General features: G+C 40.9%; 13 protein-coding genes. 10 read left to right on the plus strand and 3 right to left on the minus strand.

Features of this window, described 5'->3' with window-relative positions:
* Nucleotides 1–214: 214 nt before the first annotated feature.
* Together C9J12_RS25385 and C9J12_RS25390 are read right to left on the minus strand one after the other, a co-directional pair.
* Complete coding sequence (locus C9J12_RS25385) at nt 215–397, minus strand: hypothetical protein (RefSeq protein WP_107245246.1); 183 nt, start codon at nt 395–397, stop codon at nt 215–217.
* A 22-nt stretch (nt 398–419) separates the two neighbouring features.
* Nucleotides 420–1,400, minus strand: coding sequence for an IS5 family transposase (locus C9J12_RS25390; RefSeq protein WP_107245247.1), 981 nt, complete (start codon nt 1,398–1,400; stop codon nt 420–422).
* A gap of 396 nt (nt 1,401–1,796) precedes the next feature.
* Here C9J12_RS25390 and C9J12_RS25395 point away from each other — a divergent pair, with 396 nt between their 5' ends.
* Both C9J12_RS25395 and C9J12_RS25400 read left to right on the plus strand, forming a co-directional pair.
* A complete protein-coding gene (locus C9J12_RS25395; RefSeq protein ID WP_107245248.1) occupies nt 1,797–2,201 on the plus strand; it encodes a DUF6088 family protein in 405 nt (134 codons plus the stop codon).
* Nucleotides 2,198–3,139, plus strand: coding sequence for a nucleotidyl transferase AbiEii/AbiGii toxin family protein (locus C9J12_RS25400; RefSeq protein WP_107245249.1), 942 nt, complete (start codon nt 2,198–2,200; stop codon nt 3,137–3,139). The genes C9J12_RS25395 and C9J12_RS25400 overlap by 4 nt, the downstream gene beginning before the upstream one ends.
* 1,178 nt (nt 3,140–4,317) lie before the next feature.
* Here C9J12_RS25400 and C9J12_RS25405 read toward each other — a convergent pair.
* On the minus strand, nt 4,318–4,719 hold the full coding sequence (locus tag C9J12_RS25405) for a response regulator (protein WP_107245250.1): 402 nt from the start codon (nt 4,717–4,719) through the stop codon (nt 4,318–4,320).
* A gap of 795 nt (nt 4,720–5,514) precedes the next feature.
* Between C9J12_RS25405 and C9J12_RS25410 the strand changes: the two genes are divergently transcribed.
* From C9J12_RS25410 to pelG, 8 genes are all read left to right on the plus strand, one after another.
* The gene (locus C9J12_RS25410; protein ID WP_107245251.1) at nt 5,515–6,495 is read left to right on the plus strand and encodes an IS5 family transposase; all 981 of its coding nucleotides are present in this window, start codon (nt 5,515–5,517) and stop codon (nt 6,493–6,495) included.
* Nucleotides 6,496–6,776: 281 nt separating this feature from the next.
* Nucleotides 6,777–9,503: an endo alpha-1,4 polygalactosaminidase gene (locus C9J12_RS25415; protein ID WP_107245252.1), complete on the plus strand. Its 2,727-nt coding sequence runs from the start codon at nt 6,777–6,779 to the stop codon at nt 9,501–9,503.
* Between the two features lie 49 nt (nt 9,504–9,552).
* Nucleotides 9,553–13,077: a tetratricopeptide repeat protein gene (locus C9J12_RS25420; RefSeq protein WP_107245253.1), complete on the plus strand. Its 3,525-nt coding sequence runs from the start codon at nt 9,553–9,555 to the stop codon at nt 13,075–13,077.
* Between the two features lie 14 nt (nt 13,078–13,091).
* Nucleotides 13,092–13,610 carry a hypothetical protein gene (locus C9J12_RS25425; protein ID WP_107245254.1) on the plus strand — a complete coding sequence of 173 codons (519 nt, stop codon included), beginning with the start codon at nt 13,092–13,094 and terminating at the stop codon, nt 13,608–13,610.
* 31 nt (nt 13,611–13,641) lie between these two features.
* Nucleotides 13,642–14,985 (plus strand): PelD GGDEF domain-containing protein, encoded by a 1,344-nt coding sequence (locus tag C9J12_RS25430; RefSeq protein WP_107245255.1) that lies wholly within the window; start codon nt 13,642–13,644, stop codon nt 14,983–14,985.
* Nucleotides 14,945–15,916: a HEAT repeat domain-containing protein gene (locus C9J12_RS25435; protein ID WP_170111880.1), complete on the plus strand. Its 972-nt coding sequence runs from the start codon at nt 14,945–14,947 to the stop codon at nt 15,914–15,916. Before C9J12_RS25430 ends, C9J12_RS25435 begins: the two co-directional genes overlap by 41 nt.
* On the plus strand, nt 15,913–17,427 hold the full coding sequence (gene pelF / locus C9J12_RS25440) for a GT4 family glycosyltransferase PelF (RefSeq protein ID WP_107245257.1): 1,515 nt from the start codon (nt 15,913–15,915) through the stop codon (nt 17,425–17,427). Before C9J12_RS25435 ends, pelF begins: the two co-directional genes overlap by 4 nt.
* Entirely contained in the window at nt 17,408–18,781 is a 1,374-nt protein-coding gene (gene pelG, locus C9J12_RS25445; protein ID WP_107245258.1) for an exopolysaccharide Pel transporter PelG, read from the plus strand. The genes pelF and pelG overlap by 20 nt, the downstream gene beginning before the upstream one ends.
* Nucleotides 18,782–18,784: the final 3 nt, after the last annotated feature.

Here is an 18,784-nt window from a genome sequence, read left to right on the forward strand (position 1 = left end):
GCCAAGTGTATACCTGCCATATACCTATGATAAAAGTCGTTTAGATCATAACGATGAGGAAAGTTATGAACAGGAAGCACCTATTTATAATTATAGAGAATCTATCAGAAGCCGATATATGAGATAAAAACTGAGTTAATTCAACGTTAATTTAGTACTGCGAACATTGGGTACCTACAGTGCCCAATGTTCAGCTTTTACCCTATAAAATAAGCTATGACGCGGTTGGTATTTTGACTTTTTGATATTGGTCTAAATCAAATAGTTTGTCGCGAATAGCCCAAAACCGACCGCTCTTTCTAGCGATAACAATTTCTGGTGGGCGTAAACGGTGTCCGTTATTTGCTACTTTTGTTGGCGCTGTATCGGTAAACGGGGGCTTTGTTGCACTACTCAACCTAGATGGTCTTTTGATACGGTTAGTCGACCCAGTAGCTATTGGGCATCCCGATGTGGGTGAAGCGATTTAAAATAGAACAACCGAGTAACATTTCCTTTGACTGGTTTTCAAACTCTCTGCTGTGTAATGTATTGCCGATTATCTTCTTGTAACGTTGTATCGCTGTTTCTGAGATATTTCTTTTACCGTATTGCCGCACGCTCTGCCAACCGATAATGCCAAGGGCAAAGCAACCTATCAAGTTGCTCATCCTCTTAGGGTGATGAGCCTCATCGGCAAACGTATTGTCTTTCGGCGGAATAACAATCTCAGCATCCGGGAAATGGGCGTCTAATGTTTGGTACACCGCATTGGTATCATACATTTTGTCGGCACTGACGTGCTCGACATCCGTAATGATGGACTGACATAACGTCCCGACAACCTGATCATCCATCGTGTTTTTATCAGTGAGGACTGCACTTTGAATGAAGTGAGCCTCATCAACAGCGAAATGCGCCTTTCGCCAGCTGCGTTTTGCATTAACCTTATGTTTTTCTTGATGCCATTCATCCTTCCCGAACCGCTTGAGCCCCGTTGAATCAATGGCTATTGCTGCAATTTTGTCATCTGGTTTCTCATGCTTTGTAAATCGTGGCACCGTAAGATTAAGTTGCTTCAGCCGCTTTGACAGCAGCGTATAATCAGGGCATTGAAGGTTGGTCATGCCAAACTTCATCAGTAAACTATCAATCAACCCCTGAGCTTGACGTAGCGGAAGCTTATACACCAATCGGATGCAATGGCAGGCTTCAATGGTGCTGTCAGGATACTTCACAGAAGAGCCAGTACCGTCATAAACGCGTTTGTTGTGTTGCCAATGTTTGATGATCTCGTCAGAGATCCAAATGTCGAACCGCCCGCGTTGCCTGAGAGCCTGGTTATACTCCCGATAGTTATTTAGCGCGTAGGTATGCTTCTTAAAATGATGGCGTTTGGCGTCATTGTGTTTGTAAGGCATGTGTTAAATAGCTAATCGGAATGAAGGGTTGGCTATGATAACTGAACTCAGTGCTAATGGAATAATTGAGTGTTATCTGAGCGATTAAACAAAGCCCCTTACAGCGCTAATCATTAATTTATCTCATGTCTTTGTTTATTTAGTAGCGTTTCACATTTCATACCGTCACGATGACTAATTTACGCTTATAAAGGATTGATTTATAATTAGGTCAACAATAAATACATTATAAGGTCGAAATTAAATAGTTCATAAAAAAACCTATATAAACATGACAATAGATAAATATATTTGTAATTACGTGTCGTATGTTTTCTTTAATGAACGCCGTAAATATTTCAAATGACGATAGGCTTCAAGTATACTAAGGTCAAGCACTATGTAGGAGGGTGAATCATGACAGCAACTGACCGTATTTATCAAAAGATAAAGCGCTCTCGCCGCTATGTGTTCGAACGTAAAGATTTCGACAACTATGCGAGCTATGACCAAATTGGTCGTGTCTTGAAAAAACTTGTGGATAAAGGTGTACTGATGAAAATCGGGTATGGCTTATACACTAAGTCAACGATCAACAGCCTAACTAATAAACCGATGCCAATGAACCCCGGTGGTACTGACGCAATCATGCGTGAGATCCTAAAATTGCGCGGTGTAGACTTTGAGATGGATGCCATGTCATTGAAGAGCATCAATGGACAGTCCACTCAAATACCAGCGTCCATCAGGTACAAGTGGGATTCTAAGTATTTCAACCGCAGCCTTAAGGTTGGTAACAGAGTATTGAATAATCGACAATGAGCATACCAAAATTAAAAAAGCAGTTTCTTGAAGTCTCTGATGCCCTTGACTTAGGTAACCCATCGATCACGGAAAAGGACTATTGGGTGGTGTCACTGCTTGCCATGTTGGAAAACGTGGAAAGTGAGCACCATCGGCTCGTTTTTTCAGGTGGAACAGCTTTGGCCAAGTCCAACATTAAGATCCTGCGTATGTCTGAAGACGTTGACATAAAATTGATTCCAACTCAGGAATTGCTCGACAAGGGCACAGGTGCGAAGAAAAGAGCTCGTAAGGCGTTAGTCGAACACCTCATAGAGAGGTTAGTTGAGCACCCTTATCTGAATTACAGTGATAAAACGATACGCGATGAGTATCGCTATGTCGAAATCGAAATAGAGTACCCGCAACAATACCATCAAGCACCGTGTCTACGACCTTATATCAAACTTGAGTTCATCGAGACTATTGAACTTCAAGGCGTTGAATCTCGCTCTATTTCATCGCTGGTAGCACAGAGCTACAAGCAACCTGCCGAAGTAAGCGCTATGTTGTGTATTTCCATTGATTCGACGTTGGTTGAAAAAGTGCTTTCCATGTTACGTCGAACCATGTCAGTCAAGCGTGATCCAAAGCGTAAGGATGACGAAACATTGGTTCGTCACATCTACGATGTTCACTGCATTAGCGCAGAGCATACAATTGATATGGACGTGTTAAAGCCGATGTTTGATACCGTGTTGGAAGAGGACAAGGAGCGATATGGAAATCAACATAAGGAGTTTGTCGACGATCCGCGTAATGAGTTAAAGCTGGGATTAGAAGAGCTAGAAATCAACGAGGAGTTTCGTAAACGTTTTGAAGCGTTTGTGGCTCCAATGGTGTACAACTCAGAGCCACATAGCTTTGATACCTGTTTTGCTTCGTTTAAAGGGATTTCAGAGCAGCTTATCGCCTAACCCTCGATGTGTAGTGGTTCATCAAAACTGGTCAATGAGATAGAATTTTTCCATATATTTTCTTATGCAAACTGGATTGGTGTTGTTTCCATTCGTAACACGAAATTGTCCAAATCCGTTTTTGATATTGGCTTTCTTCAAAAAATTCTATGTTCGGTAATTTATGATTATCCAGTAATGGAAACTCTCTTGTTGTTACGCTGTCACTGTTATTTTGTGTCATAAAATATACACGATTATTCATCTATTCATTTAATAAATGTTAGAGATTAATTTTGAGGTGACAGCCACATAGATACTCTAAATTCATAACCTATGTGTCGCAGACGGCATAGCATACCTAAGTGGCGTGTTATTTTTAAATTGATGCTTAAGTATTAATTGTTTGTGGCGATTGATTGGTTTTGGTTACTCTTTTTGTATTTTTAATTGGTATTATTTATTAATGATGAAAACAGACTTTTAACGATGTTTTTTGTGTGAGCTTCAGGAGGGGAAAGTTGAATATGTAAATCGAAAAAATTCTGTAATAAATTTCTAACTCAAAAAGAGTGTCTTTCTACTTGGGTTTGTTTGAAAAAGTGCTTTGCTATAAAGTTTCTTTTCGAAATAGCCATTTTTGCGAGTAATTCCGTATATTCAACATATATAGGTATTTCTCACACCGATTTTTGTAGGCTCAGTTGTTTTATTGATACTTATCTTTAGGTGTTTAATTCTAAATTAAACCGTTAAATTAGACAGGCTTCTTGCGCATGATTTTATGCGTTTCGATTGTTGCCATCATTACTAACCAGCCAGTTAGCTAACATTCCTTGTTTTGGTGGTTTTTAATCAAGCCGTTTCACTAGCGGCTTTTTTTTGCTCTCAGTTGGGTAGGCTAAGGTATGTACCTATGGATAATTTGGCTCAGATAATCGGATATTTAATTTTGTCTGTACTTATTATCGTACCGCTTTATCTACTATTGGTTCGACATAGGTAGAGGCAGGCTTTACTCCGCGATTTTAGCCGATTTAACGTAACAGGCACTTTGAACATCATGTTTTGATGAAGTGTTTCGCTGTTAGATGCTGCTTCCATGCAGCTTTATATCTTCCATTTACAGTCCTACACGTCATGTAGTCGATGTGAAAAATTCGGGTTCATTACATTAAAACCCAATCCCCTGTGATTGGCTATGAAGTCATATTCAGTTTGTAGTTTTTGTTTTCTTTAAATTTCAATATGCTTCGTTTAACTTTAGCAACAGATAATGGCTTTATTAAGTAATCTTGAGGCTTGCATAAAAGAGTACGTTTTACTGTTTCAGTATCACTTTCAGACGTAATTATAGAAACAGGTATTGTGGGGTAATTATTTCGAATGAAGGCTAAAAGTTCTAATCCATCAAGACGCTTTTCTATGTTTAAATCTAAAAAAATGCCCGTTATGCTGTCTTTTGAATTCAAGAGTACCTTATGCGCAGACTCAATAGTTGAACATTTCATGATCTCCCTAGGAGTAATGCATTTTCGAATAATTTGAGCTAATACCTCTGCCATTACTCTATTATCTTCTATTATCAAGAACTTGCTCATCCAGACACCAATTAAGCACTGAAACGCACTGAAACCTAGCTTCTATGGCTTATAGATATAACAATAACTTTAATTTAACAAGTGGGAAGTGTGTTTTTTGGATTGTAGAACAGAATACACAGCTTGTGGAAACCTTATTGCAGTATGGTACAGAGCATTTGATACGAAAAAGTGCCCGTTATGTTTAATCAACACTGAAAGAATGTGAGTATGTAATATCCAGATATAAGAAAGATCGCCACGACACATTATCGAATTTAGTAGTTAGGATAAATCTACCAAAAAAACAAAGAAAACGAGTACAGCAATCATTTTAGTTTGCAGCAGACATCCACCCTCTCTTTAAATCCCTCTGATTTAATTGAATCAATCACCTTATTTATATTTTCTTCTGCGCTATTTGGGCAAAAAGCAACTGTAGTCCCCCCAACATAAATATAATTGAAATTTTGCCCACAAAAATAGCATGTCATTGAAAAATGGTGGGGACTAATTGTTTGTAAAATTACTTCATTCTGAACCTTATAAAAGCAAAGTGTGTGACTTAGGCATAACATAAGCATGCGCTCTCATATTGAATTTGAAAAATCGAATAAATATTACAGGATGCGGTTCTAATGTAATAACCGGTAAATACGGTTCTGTCGCATCAAAAATTCCTACGTTCATGGTAAGGAATTTCAATATTCCTTACCATCAGGCTTTGTTGAAGCGCTCAGATAACATCCAATTATTCCATTAACACTGAGTTCAGTTATCATAACCAGCCCTTCATTCCGGTTAGCTGTTTAACACATGCCTTACAAACACAATGACAGAAAACGCCATCATTTTAGGAAGCATACCTACGCGCTAAATAATTATCGTGAGTACAATCAGGCTCTCAGGCAACGCGGGCGGTTCGACATTTGGATCTCTGAAGAGATCATCCATAATTGGCACCACGATGAACGCGTTTATGATGGTACCGGCTCTTCTGTTAAATATCCTGACAGCACCATCGAGGCCCGCCACTACATTCGATTGGTATATAAACTTCCTCTACGTCAAGCTCAGGGATTGATTGACAATTTACTGATGAAGCTCGGCATGGACAACCTTCAATGCCCTGATTATACGCTGTTATCAAAGCGGCTGAAGCCGCTCAATCTCACGGCACCACGCTTTAGAAAGCATGAGAAATCAGACGACAAAATTGCAGCGATAGCCATTGATTCAACGGGGCTCAAGCGGTTCGGGAAGGATGAATGGCACCAGGAAAAACATAAGGTTAATGCAAAACGAAGCTGTCGAAAGGCGCACTTCGCGGTTGATGAGAGTCACTTTATTCAAGGCGCTGTCCTTACTGATAAAAACATCATGGATGATCAGGTTGTCGGGACGTTATGTCAGTCCATCATTACGGATGTCGAGCACGTCAGTGCCGACAAAATGTATGATACCAATGCGGTGTACCAGACATTAGAGGAGCATTTCCCGGAGGCTGAGATTGTTATTCCGCCGAAAGACAATACGTTTGCTGATGAAGTCCATCATCCAAAGAGGATGAGCAACCTGATAGGTTGCTTCGCCCTTGGCATTATCGGTTGGCAGAGCGTGCGGCAATACGGAAAAAGGAACGTCTCAGAAACGGCGATGCAACGTTACAAGAAGATAATCGGCAATACATTACACAGCAGAAAGATTGAAAACCAGTCAAAGGAAATGTTACTCGGCTGCTCTATTTTAAATCGCTTTACTCTGCTCGGGATGCCCAATAGCTACCGAGTCGCCTAACCGTATCAAAAGACCACAAAGTTTTAGTGTTGCAACAATGCCACTGTGAGCGGATGTTAAACAAAGGTCTGTTTGATTTCTGGTTACATCATAATGAACGTAAAAACGTTGTACCGGAGAGGTCCGCCTCATCAGCTTATTTGCAATAAAAATAACAAATAGAATGGCTTTGCGACAAAATCAACAAAATAAATAGTAAGTTCATAATGATATAGTTACACTCGCAAGATGAGGTAAGTTGCATATGCCTAAACGTCACTTCACGCAAAAGGATTATTGCTATGCGATTGGCACTGTTATTGCTTCTTAGCACTACATTCAATGTATTTGCTAAACCTCCTCCATCCATCGTTTTCTATTATAACAATATCGATTCTGTGCGTGAATTAATCAACTACGACCGTGTGGTTGTTAATGCCAATCTTATTACCGACAAACAAATAAAAACCTTACATAATGTAGGTTCACTCGTCTTCGCTTATATTAGTGTAGGGGAATATGATGGCGAGATTTTGCCTAAAGCACTTGTAAGTGCCTCTCCAGCAAGAAATGAAAACTGGCAAAGCCATGCAATGACATTATCAAATCCTGCTTGGCAGAACCACCTGCTAATTGAAGCGAAAAAGATGACAGACAGAGGCTTTGATGGACTATTCCTCGATACGCTCGACAGCTATTACCTGTTTGCAGATTCAGAACAAGAACAAAAGGTTCAACAGCAAGCGCTAGCTCAAATCATTGAAAGTTTCCATCAGCTCCCAAATCAACCAAAGCTGATTCTCAATCGTGGTTTTGAAGTGATTCCAAAAATCAACGCCCCTATTTATGCCGTAGCAGCTGAATCGCTTTACGACAGCTATCACCCTGTTGATCAGACCTACCATAAAGTCAGTGAAAATGATCGTACTTGGCTTGCTAGCAGGTTAGAGGAAGTCAAAACGCTCGGTATTGAAGCTATCGCCATCGACTATATACCAGCCTCTGATCGTGAACGGCAAAAAGCAGCCGCGCAACGCTTGATCGATGAAGGTTATACCCCATACATCAGTGATGGTCTACTGTACGAATTTGGTACCAGTACCATACAGCCTATCGCGAAGCGTGTTCTTGGTTTTTATGATAGTCACTATGGTGCAATGAATAGTTCGCAATGCCACCGCATGATGGCTATGCCAATCGAATACAATGGTTATGTGCCCGACTGCCAAGACGTGAATAGTTTTAACTTTTCTCAGGTTGATATGAGCCGTTACGCTGCCGTTTATACATGGTTAGAGCAAGCATCTTTTCAGCGTGTTCCCGCTCTATCGCAGTGGCTACATACCATCATCTTCAAAACCCCAGTACTGTTTATTAATCAGTTACCGACCGATAACGTTTTATTGGTTCGATTAGGAATTCAAAGTAGTGGTAATTTGAACGGAAAAATCACACTAACAACAGGAAATGATTGGCTTAAAAACCGTTACCCATTACGTTTTAGTCCGTTTGAAACGCAAGCAAAAGTCACTATTGATAAAACCACTATTACACCGCTTATCACGATCAAGGATGAGCAACAAAACACATCAACGTTATTCTTTAAAGCTGCCTGGGGGGGCGCGATCTTAAACCCACTCCCCGTGGCCAGTTTGGCGAACGAAACAGAAGTGTGGCAAATCGATCCATTCCGCTTAGTGGATGAAACGTTACAACTCCCCGTTATTCCAGCGGCTGATGCAACCACCGAATCTGGCCGTCGTATTCTTACGAGCCATGTTGATGGAGATGGTTTTCCGTCTAAAAGCTGGTTCCCAGGAAAACCGTACACCGCTGAAGTGTTGCTAGAGCATGTCTTCAAAAAATATACCTTTCCTCAAACCGTATCTGTGATTGAGGGTGAAGTAGGTAAACGTGGTTTATACCCTAAAGAAAGCCCACAACTAGAAGCGATCGCCCGTAAAATTTTTAAGCTACCACATATTGAAATAGCCTCTCATACTTTTAGCCACCCATTTTTTTGGGATTTTGACAAAAGCATCGATTCGAGTGTCTACGGTGAAAACTTACCGATCTCAGGTTATACCGTGGATTACAACAATGAGATAATTGGTACAATTAACTACATCAACAAGAATCTTGCACCAAAGGGTAAAAAAGCACGCCTTATATTATGGTCGGGCAAAGCCGATCCCAAAGAAGATATTCTCGCCATTGCTGAAAAAGCCAACTTACTCAACGTCAATGGCGGTAATACCTATGTAGTTCGAGGTGATGATAACTTTACACAAGTTTCCCCTACTATTACTTGGTACCCTTCGGCTGTTCATGTTTATGCTCCAGTATTGAACGAAAATCTCTACACCAACCTTTGGACAGAGCACCACGATGGCTATGGCCGCGCAGTTGAAACCTTTCAATTATTGGGCGAACCTCGCCGATTAAAAACAATTGCGATTTACTATCACATGTACTCGGGTGCTTACCCTGCTTCGTTAAAAGGCTTAACGAATGTATATGATTGGGCGATTCAACAAAAAACAACTCCGCTCTATCTTAGCGAATATGCTGAACGTGCCCGCACCTTATACGAAACGGGCATCGCTAAAACGCTATCTGGTGATTGGAAAATTACTACCACAGGAATTAAGAGCATAAGAGTGCCCGATATGCTGGGCTATCCTGTCGCACCTCTATCAGAGCTTGCAGGCTGGAATAAAGGACCAGATGGCAATTACTTAATTCTTAATCAACCGCGTACACGCTTGCACTTTTCATTAATACAACCAAAAACGCCAAGACTACACAGTTCAAACGCTCAACTAACTAAGTGGATAAAGAAAGGGAAATCTATCCAATGGGAATTTACTAGCCACGTGCCTTTTGAAATAGAATTCACAAACATTAATCAATGCACATTTCACTTAAATCAAACGCTGGCCAGAACAAAAATAAAACAAAACACAGTACGTTATAAATCAAATAAAGCCGGTGTATTTCAAGGTTCATTAACTTGCAGCAACATCTAATTTGTTGCATTTCTAGCCTTTACAGGGAAAGGATCGAAATATATTTTAAATGGAAAAAATAGAGTCAGAAAATCCCAACAAAAAGCAACCACGAGTACGGCTCCTTAATTGGCGACCTTTGGTTATACTAACGCTCACATCTCTTTGGGCGTTATGGCTTGTTGCACCAACAAAATCGATGTTGATTAAGCTTATCTCACGCTCGTCTTCGCCAGAGGTTTCACTGGCTTTTCTTAATGAACTGGAAAGCCAAGAGCCACAAAACCGCACTATCATGTTCATGCAGGCACAAAATCAACATGAATTAGGCTTGCTAAATGATGCGCTTGAATCGCTTAACCCTATTTTATTTTATGCAGATGGTCGCCGAGACTGGCACAGCCATAGCCTATTTTTAGCCGTCCTTTTACAGCGTTCGTACTCTGATGATCCCGTGGTGAAACAAAGTGCTAACGCTAAGATAACCACTTTATTCTCCAATATTGATTACATTCCAGAAGCAACTATTGCTCGCCAATTTACAGACGCTGCTATTTCATTGGCCATGCCACTGTTTGCTTTCAAGTTCTTATCTCCTCACCTTAAAAGTGGTGAAACTAGTTACAAAGAATTAGTCAAGCTGGCCCTGCAAACCTCAGATTATGAAAACGCAGCCAAGCTGCAACGCGAAGCATTCATGGAATATCAAAGCTTTGAATCGCTAGCGTCCCTCATAAAACTCAACCAAAGCGCGAATAATACTGCAGCTAATTTTGAAATCTTCCGTCAATACGATGGAAAGCTCGCGAATGCCCCCCAATATTTAGCCTTTGTTATTCAGCAGGCTAAAGTGGCTGGTGAGCTAGATTTAGCCTTAAATAAATCACAGCAGCTATTGGCACTTGAACCATCAATACCACTGTTACTTGAAACCACAGATATCGCCATCGCAATGGGTAATTTACCATTAGCCGCCGATTTACTAACACAAGCGATTAAAGACGATCCAACTACCGCTTCATTAACTAAATTACACAGTGTCTATCGTTGGCAAAGTGATATTCCTAATACCTTTAAAACAAGCTTACTCTTACTGCAACAAGGCGCGAGTGAAACACAAATACGAGCCGGTATCGCAGAATCTAAAGCACTAGGCGACATCTATCATGAAGGTGTTTTCTTCGATGTCCTTGCCTATTCGAATGCCTTAAATGCCTCCGAATATGATGCTTGGTTAAATGCCTTAGAAAAAGCTAAAGGTACACCTGCAGCATTGCGCAGTATTAAAAAACTATCGGCTAAGCGCCCTTATGACAGCGCACTTGTTAACCACAAAGCCCGTTTATATTCATATAACAGCGATCACGCTCAGGTCATAAAACAGAGAAATATACTTACGCACCTACGTAGCCCAACAACTGAAGAAGCCATGCGCTTTGCAAACGCATATATGGCGCTCTATCAACCAGAACAAGCTTTACGCGTACTCACAGAGCCAACAGATTGGCAACTAGCGAATGATGATTACCTCAAGATGGTGGCGGCTTTGGCATGGGACAGTAGTGATAAACAACTAGCCCTACTCAGCCAACAATATTTGATGCAACGCTCGGCGGCCAATATTGATGTTTATCGATACATTCAACTATATGCGCCTTTCTCAGTGAAAGATATTGATGAATTAACACGTTTGTACCAAGAATCGGGTAACAGTGAATTCTTATTGTTAGCGATTAGAGTAAGCAATGAAGCCCAAAATTATGACCAAATGGCGACACTGTTTGAACTGGCCAGTGAAGATGCCTATTTAAGGAATAATGCTGAAGTAATCTATTACCGTGCACTACTCGCAGTGGAACAAGATCACACAGTGCTAGCACATCAACTGTACCAGCAGGCTATTTCAAGTGACGTCAATTATCAACCTGCCATCAATGGTTACATGTGGTGGTTAATTGCGACGAATGATCAAGATAAATTGCTCAGCGTTTATGAACGTTATCGCCTACCACTCGCGAATAACCGTGATTTCTGGTCTGTTTTTGCCGTAAGCGCACAACAGCTCGGGCGTAATGATGAAGCTGAACGTTGGTATCGCCAGCAAATACAAGTAACCAATAAGCCCAATGCGGCTTTACTGTTGAACTATGCCTCTTTACTTGAACGTCGAGAACAATACGATCGTGCCTACCAGCTACGAAAATACGTTGCTAAAAACATGACAGCGTCACTGCTGGCTTTACCTGACGGTGACATTTCACACCGTGCATTAATTGCCTTGTTCGTTGGTGATAAAACAGCCCTTAAATTAGTAGAGGCGAACACATTAGCTAAACCGACCAGCAATAATGTGACTGAACTATTCCAGTATTATCTTGCGCAAGGTCGGCCAAATGCCGTTAAATATTGGCATGAAAAAACCGTATTAAATAAGTATCAGCTTCCTGATTGGCAGCAACTGTCATTAGCCATAGAGCAACATGATCGTGAAGCCATGGAAAAACTTCTCACCGAATCACTTACGCTTCCTGTTTCTGATAAAAACTATGCGCTACAAGCCGTTGGTCGACATCAACAAGCATGGCAACAGGCACAGCAAGAAATTGGCGTTCTTGCCGATAAAGTGGCTGAAAAGCAACTACGCAAGAACCATGTAAATCAGCATCCGAACAAAACACATAGCGTTCGAGCCCAACAAACCATGATTACTCAATGGGGTATCAATCGATTCAGTCTTGATTATTATGCCCCTCACTACAACGGCTATTACCGTTTAGGTACAGACTTTCAGCAAGCTGATGTGCCTGATATTTTAGGCAATACGTCCATTGATGATGAATTTCGTTTACGCGGTAGTTTTTATTGGCAGAAAAATGAAAGTACATGGGCGATTAAAACAGATATTGCACAAGGTATTGGCGATCAGCGCCTTGGTATATTAGGTGAGTTCAGCACGCAATTTAAAAGTTACTGGTCAGGTGGATTCAAACTGGGTATTAATAACCCCCTTGAGGCCAGCCAGTTAATGACAATTGCAGGTCAAGACAATGTTCTGGGGGCGAACTTAAATTACCAGCCGACTGCGCGCGAAAACCTGGCAATGCAAGTTAGCTTTCATAATTTATCGACCCGTTTTGGGGACGATATTGGTCGTGGTTGGGATATGAACATTCGAGCCAGTGAGCAATTTTTCTTTAATGACCCCGCATGGCAAGTTTATAGCGAATATAGTATGCAGCAGGTCAAACATAGTGGTGGCAATTTAAAAGGCGTAAACGCATGGCAACAAGGGGCTAGGCCACTTACACCAAGCGACTTTATTGCTGAACGTTATCAACGGTTATCGATAGGGCACCGTTTATGGCATGGTGATCCCGGATCTCCTGGGGCAACCGTACCTTCCCCTCGTTATTGGTTAGATAATTCTGTTGGCTATAACGTGGAAGCCCAACAAATTGATATGACGGTAAGTACTGGCCTCGGCTGGCGAATTATAGGTAATGACGAACTCTACATGGGTGTTGATTGGCAGAGCCAAGACCGAAATGGCGACGAGTCGCTTAAAGTAGCTTTTGGCTATTACTACAGTTTCTAACAGGGAGAAGTCAGATGAAACGCATCTTACTTGCTGCTTCAATTGCAGGGTTAAGCGCCTGCTCTAGCTACCAAGTGCCAGACAGCCCATTATTTGCGGCAAACAGCAGTTGGGTCATTATGCCAATGGCAAACCATTCCAATACCCCAATGGCAGCAGAGAAAGTAGAAAAAATCCTCAATGCTCAACTTTTTGCAAAAGGGATAAGTACGAGAGTATACCCAGAACTAAATACAAATAACCTTGCGATAATTATTGATGACTCAGCTAAACGTAAACAGGCTAATGTATGGTTAGCATCGCAGCCAGCAGACTATATTATTACGGGGTCAATCGAAGAGTGGCACTATAAAAGCGGCTTAGACGGTGAACCAGCTGTCGGTATCACGCTAGAAATTAAATCAGCAAAAAGTAAAATTACACTATGGCGTGCAACAGGATCCCGTGGGGGCTGGGGGCGAGAGAGTGTCAGTGGTGCGGGGCATATCGTGATTGATGAACTCTTAGATGGCATCAATATTGAGCAAAAATAGAAAGTGCAAAATAGATTGAGTGAGAAAGCTTATGAATAAACTTGGAAACCGCCTTATTACTGGCTTTAAAGAAGATGGGTTTGCATGGTTGGAAACAGCCTTTATTGCATTGTTGTCTCTTTTTATTTGGGTAAAGTCAGACTCACTAGCCCCAACGTCGACCGATCATCATTTCTTCTGGTCTATTTTGGGGCCTCTGCTCATCTCGTTGCGCTATGGTTTTGCCAAAGGGTTAATTTGTGCTCTGCTCACTACCGCTGGTTTAGCTACAGTCATGCAGTTCTCTGGGATACTGGCATTTTATCCGCTGTCACTCGCTGTTGGTATGATATTAACGGTAATGATTGCAGGGGAATTTCGAGACTATTGGCATAATATTAATCAACGCTATACTCTTGATCACCAATATATGAGTCAGAGGCTCGATAGCTTCACTAAAAACTATCACTTATTGAAAGTCTCGCATGACCAATTAGAACAACGGACAGCAAGTCAAAGCATTAGCTTACGCGCCAGTATCAATGCCTTACAAAAGATAGCCTCTACTCACTCCGATAAACGCATCGAAAACATTGGGCACTCACTGCTAACTTTATTAGTAGATATTGGCGGTTTGCAAGTCGCTGGGCTGTATAAAGTCACCAATAACAACATTGATAAACAACCTCACGCCATTATTGGTGACCACCATCAGCTGATGACGAAAGATCCCATGTTACAAGATATGCTGGAGTCAAAAAAACTACTTTCACCAGCATCCTTAGGGAAAAATGAAGTTCATAAATCACGTTATCAACTCTGCATTCCTCTGCTTGATACTATGGGGAATTTACAAGCGATCGTACTCGCGGAAAGTACTAAATTCTTTATGCTTACCCCTGCGAATATTGCACTATTAGCATTGGTTGCCAACCATGTTGCTGATTTGCTCAACGATTCCTTGCTCGCCCCTGTCCTAACTGCAAACCAAAAAAATCTTTTTATGAAATATATGGCACGCGCTAAATATAACAAACATCATTATGGTACTGATAGTAATGTTGTTGCCTTCACTGACAATTCAGGTAAGCACACCACGGTATTACACAGCGTAGTGAGCTTCCGCCGTGGTGCCGACGTGTATTGGGCATACCAATCAACAAACAACACTTCCGTTTTAATGGTGTTACTTCCACTTACAACAGCTTACGAAAGTCAGCAGTATATTTCGCGCGTTACTGAATTACTTAAGAGTCATATAGAGGATGACATTGATGATATTGATATCATTGGGCCACTTTCATTAGATATGGATAATACTGAAATTACGCATTTCATGGATAAATTAGGAGATTATGATGAAAGTTTGGCTATTTCTTCAAACTCTCACGCTTGAATATATCGGCTTTTACATCCTGTTCAATAAAGAAATGATGCAGATGCAATGGCTGGTTTCTATTTCATGTCATGCTGTTGCGTGTGCTAGCTTCACCTTATTATGCTGGATACTACTGCCCCTGAGATATAAAACACCGATTGTTAGTTCTGTGACATTTTTGTTTTTATTCAATTTCCTTTTGCCACTATTTGGCATGTTTGGTACAGTGTTTTCATTGTTGGTTGCTTTATATATTCCTCGAAAACAAAATCTTACTACCTGGCAAGAGTGCGAAGAGGCATTACTTCCACAAAGCCCTGACGATGTATTGAGTACTCAATTTGGCACTGGCGCACTACGAGACATTTTACTGAACAACACCGACCCTGAACGCCGATTAATAGCAGTAAGTGCAATTCGCCATTTACCTAAGCCTCAAGCGGTACCGTTATTACAATTGGCATTGAAAGATTTATCTGACGATGTTCGCCTTTTAGGTTATTCATCGTTAGAAACGATTGAAACTCAAATCAACGAGACTCTCTCTCTGTTTAAAAATCAATTCCAACACCAAGAACAAGCAAGCAAAGCGTATGAAATAGCACAGCAGTATTGGGAACTGTGCTATTTAGGTATTGCTGAAGGCGCTTTACGCAAACATTATTTAGAACAGGCAGAGCTCTACCTCACTATTGCGAATGATATCTCCAATAGTGCGTCGAGCAATTTATTACTTGGGCGTGTAATGCTCGAACAACAGCGCCCTGATGATGCATTTGAATATCTGACACAAGCTCTGAATGGTGGTTTGATGGTTAAACAAGTTGCCCCTTATCTTGCTGAAGCCGCATATGACATTGGTGATTATGAAACAGTAAAGCATTACATCCATTACTTCCCTGAGCAGAAAGGAGAAACATTGAGCCAGATTAAGGAATATTGGATATGAAAAAAGACGTCGATATATGCTTACTTCTTGAGGGTACTTATCCTTATGTTCGTGGCGGTGTATCAAGTTGGGTTCACCAAATTATTAGTGGTCTACCTGAGTTTAATTTTCACCTCATATTTTTAGGTGGGCATCCTGATTTCTATAACAAACTGGCTTATGAATTTCCTGATAATGTGGTGGGGTTTGAAGTTCACTACTTATTGGCAAGTAGTAGTCATTTAAAACCCAAGCCACAAAAGGGAAACAAGAAGCAATTCAATGTATGGGGGGGATTTTTAGCTTTTTTTGAACAAAATGATGAACCGATCCCGTCAGATTTATTAAAAAATATTTCAGGTTTTCTGGGGGGGAATGACCCACTCACGCTCGAAGGTTTTTTATACAGCGAAGCCTCGTGGGAAGTGTTAACTGAGCGTTATATGAACTCAGCAGAGCACCAATCATTTGTGGATTACTTCTGGACATATCGGAACATCTATCAGCCTTTGTTTATTTTATCTAAAATTTCACAAAACCTACCGAATGCAAAAATTTTTCACAGTGTATCGACAGGCTATGCTGGATTTCTTGGTGCCCTATGCCGAGAACGCACAAATAGCCCTTATATATTGACCGAGCATGGTATTTACACCAAAGAACGTAAAATTGATTTAGCCCAAGCAGCATGGATTAAAGATCGTCATAAACTTATTGATATTAGCATGCACAAAGGCATGGATATAACCCGGAAAACATGGATTCGCTTCTTTGAGCAACTTGGTCTTACGGCGTATCATCAAGCCAATAAAATAGTGTCATTATTTGAAGGGAACCGCCAACGACAACATGAAGATGGCGCACCTGATACACGTACTCAAGTCATCGTGAATGGGATTAACACTACCCGATTCGGTGAAGCTTATAAGCTACGTCCAAATACACCACCAATGGTCGTTGGTCTTGTTGGACGCGTAGTACCAATCAAAGATATTAAAACCTTTATTCGTACTATTCGTGGAGCAGTAGAGGCATTACCAAATATCGAAGGCTGGATTATTGGGCCTACAGAGGAGGATGAAGCTTATGTACATGAGTGCAAGCTCCTTATCGAAAGCTTAGGTCTTGAAGGTAACGTTAAAATGCTCGGTAGCCAAAACGTCGCGGAAATTATGCCGCAATTAGGTATTATGATGCTTACATCTATAAGTGAGGCGCAACCACTTGTTTTACTTGAAGCTATGGCTGCAGGCATTCCATGCATCGCGACCGAAGTTGGTGCGTGTCGCGAAATTATTGATGGGGCAGCAGGCGAAGATGCTGCACTTGGCTCATGCGGTGAAATAATTCCAATCGCGAGTCCAATCGACGGTGCCAATGCCATTGTTCGAGTGTTAGGTGATATTGATAAATGGCGTAAAACAGGCGACATCGGAAAATCACGTGTTGTTCGTTATTACGATGAAAAAATGATGTACGACTCATACCGAAATCTCTATCAGGAGGCCATTGATGGCAGGAATCGGATTTGAACTAAGGAAAATTCTTAAAAAAAATACTATTCTCTCTATGTTGGAAGCATACGGTCTCGCGGGCTTAATCAGCTCGGGACCATGGGTATTATCCATTCTAGCATTGCTTGTGATTGGTATTTTGAGCGTCGGATGGATTTTTCCTTCCTATGTCATTGTACAATACTTAGTGCTTGTCACGTATTTAATGGCGGGGTCATTAATTATTAGTGGATTATTTCAACTATTATTAACGCGGTTTATCTCTGATCTTCTTTTTGCTAAGCAAGAACATAGAATTGTCCCCAACCTATTAGGTTCTATGCTCGTAACCAGTGTTCTGGCAAGCTCAATTGGTGGCGGTATTCTGGCGTTTTCTCAGCATATCGATCCTATTATTAAAGTCACGATCTTTACCTCTTTGGTCTTATTGTGTAATCAGTGGCTTATCTTGATTTTCTTGAGTGGGATGAAAGAATATTACCGTATTTTCATCACGATGATGATCAGTTACGGGCTAATGGTTGGCTTGAGTTTTGTGTATACTTCTGATGGATTGTTTGGTCTGATGCTGGTTTTCACATCATGCCAAGCGTTCTTAACGTTCGCTTTTTTATACCACGTTATTCGAGATTATCCAGCTAACCAACTTGTTTCCTTCGAGTTTCTTGATACTAAAAAAAGTTTTTATTCATTAATGTTCTGCGGTCTTTTTTACAACCTAGGCGTGTGGCTAGATAAATTTGTCTTCTGGTTTAGAGAAGAAACATCTCACCCTGTCATTGGTTTATTTCGCGCCTCTTATATTTATGATCTACCGATATTTATCGCTTATCTAGCTATCGTACCGGGAATGGCAGTATTTATGCTCCGCATGGAAACTGATTTTTCTGATGCCTGTTTGAAATTTTACGATTCGGTACGTGAGGGAGCCACCCTTAAATCTATCTATCTACTGAAAGATCGTATGGTACTAGCTTGTCGCCAAAGTATTTATGAAATTTTCAAAGTACAAGGAATGACGCTCGCTCTACTTTTGCTGTGGGCGGAAGATATTCTTGTCGCACTGAATATTGACTTATCCTACCTACACTTACTGTATGTTGATTTAGTCGGGGTCAGCTTGCAAGTCTTGGTTATGTCGATTTTAAACGTAATGTTTTACCTTGATAAGCGTTATTCAGCTCTTGCGCTCACGGTTTTTATGGCCGTCGGTAACTACATTTTTTCTCATATCAGTATTGAATTAGGTCCAGTGTTTTATGGCTACGGTTTTTCCGTCACTATGCTATTCACAACAATTATTGGTTTGATTATGCTCGATAGACAATTTAACGATTTAGAATACCGAACCTTCATGTTGCAACAATCTTAATAT

This window comes from Photobacterium frigidiphilum (assembly GCF_003025615.1).
GTDB lineage: Bacteria > Pseudomonadota > Gammaproteobacteria > Enterobacterales > Vibrionaceae > Photobacterium > Photobacterium frigidiphilum.

Bases quoted from the DNA above. Each gene is read 5' to 3' on its own strand.
- C9J12_RS25430 (WP_107245255.1), top strand. From the start codon at position 13,642: ATGAATAAACTTGGAAACCGCCTTATTACTGGCTTTAAAGAAGATGGG.
- C9J12_RS25395 (WP_107245248.1), top strand. From the start codon at position 1,797: ATGACAGCAACTGACCGTATTTATCAAAAGATAAAGCGCTCTCGCCGC.
- C9J12_RS25435 (WP_170111880.1), top strand. From the start codon at position 14,945: ATGATGAAAGTTTGGCTATTTCTTCAAACTCTCACGCTTGAATATATC.
- C9J12_RS25410 (WP_107245251.1), top strand. From the start codon at position 5,515: ATGCCTTACAAACACAATGACAGAAAACGCCATCATTTTAGGAAGCAT.
- C9J12_RS25420 (WP_107245253.1), top strand. From the start codon at position 9,553: ATGGAAAAAATAGAGTCAGAAAATCCCAACAAAAAGCAACCACGAGTA.
- C9J12_RS25405 (WP_107245250.1), bottom strand. From the start codon at position 4,719: ATGAGCAAGTTCTTGATAATAGAAGATAATAGAGTAATGGCAGAGGTA.
- pelF (WP_107245257.1), top strand. From the start codon at position 15,913: ATGAAAAAAGACGTCGATATATGCTTACTTCTTGAGGGTACTTATCCT.
- C9J12_RS25390 (WP_107245247.1), bottom strand. From the start codon at position 1,400: ATGCCTTACAAACACAATGACGCCAAACGCCATCATTTTAAGAAGCAT.
- C9J12_RS25400 (WP_107245249.1), top strand. From the start codon at position 2,198: ATGAGCATACCAAAATTAAAAAAGCAGTTTCTTGAAGTCTCTGATGCC.
- C9J12_RS25415 (WP_107245252.1), top strand. From the start codon at position 6,777: ATGCGATTGGCACTGTTATTGCTTCTTAGCACTACATTCAATGTATTT.
- pelG (WP_107245258.1), top strand. From the start codon at position 17,408: ATGGCAGGAATCGGATTTGAACTAAGGAAAATTCTTAAAAAAAATACT.
- C9J12_RS25425 (WP_107245254.1), top strand. From the start codon at position 13,092: ATGAAACGCATCTTACTTGCTGCTTCAATTGCAGGGTTAAGCGCCTGC.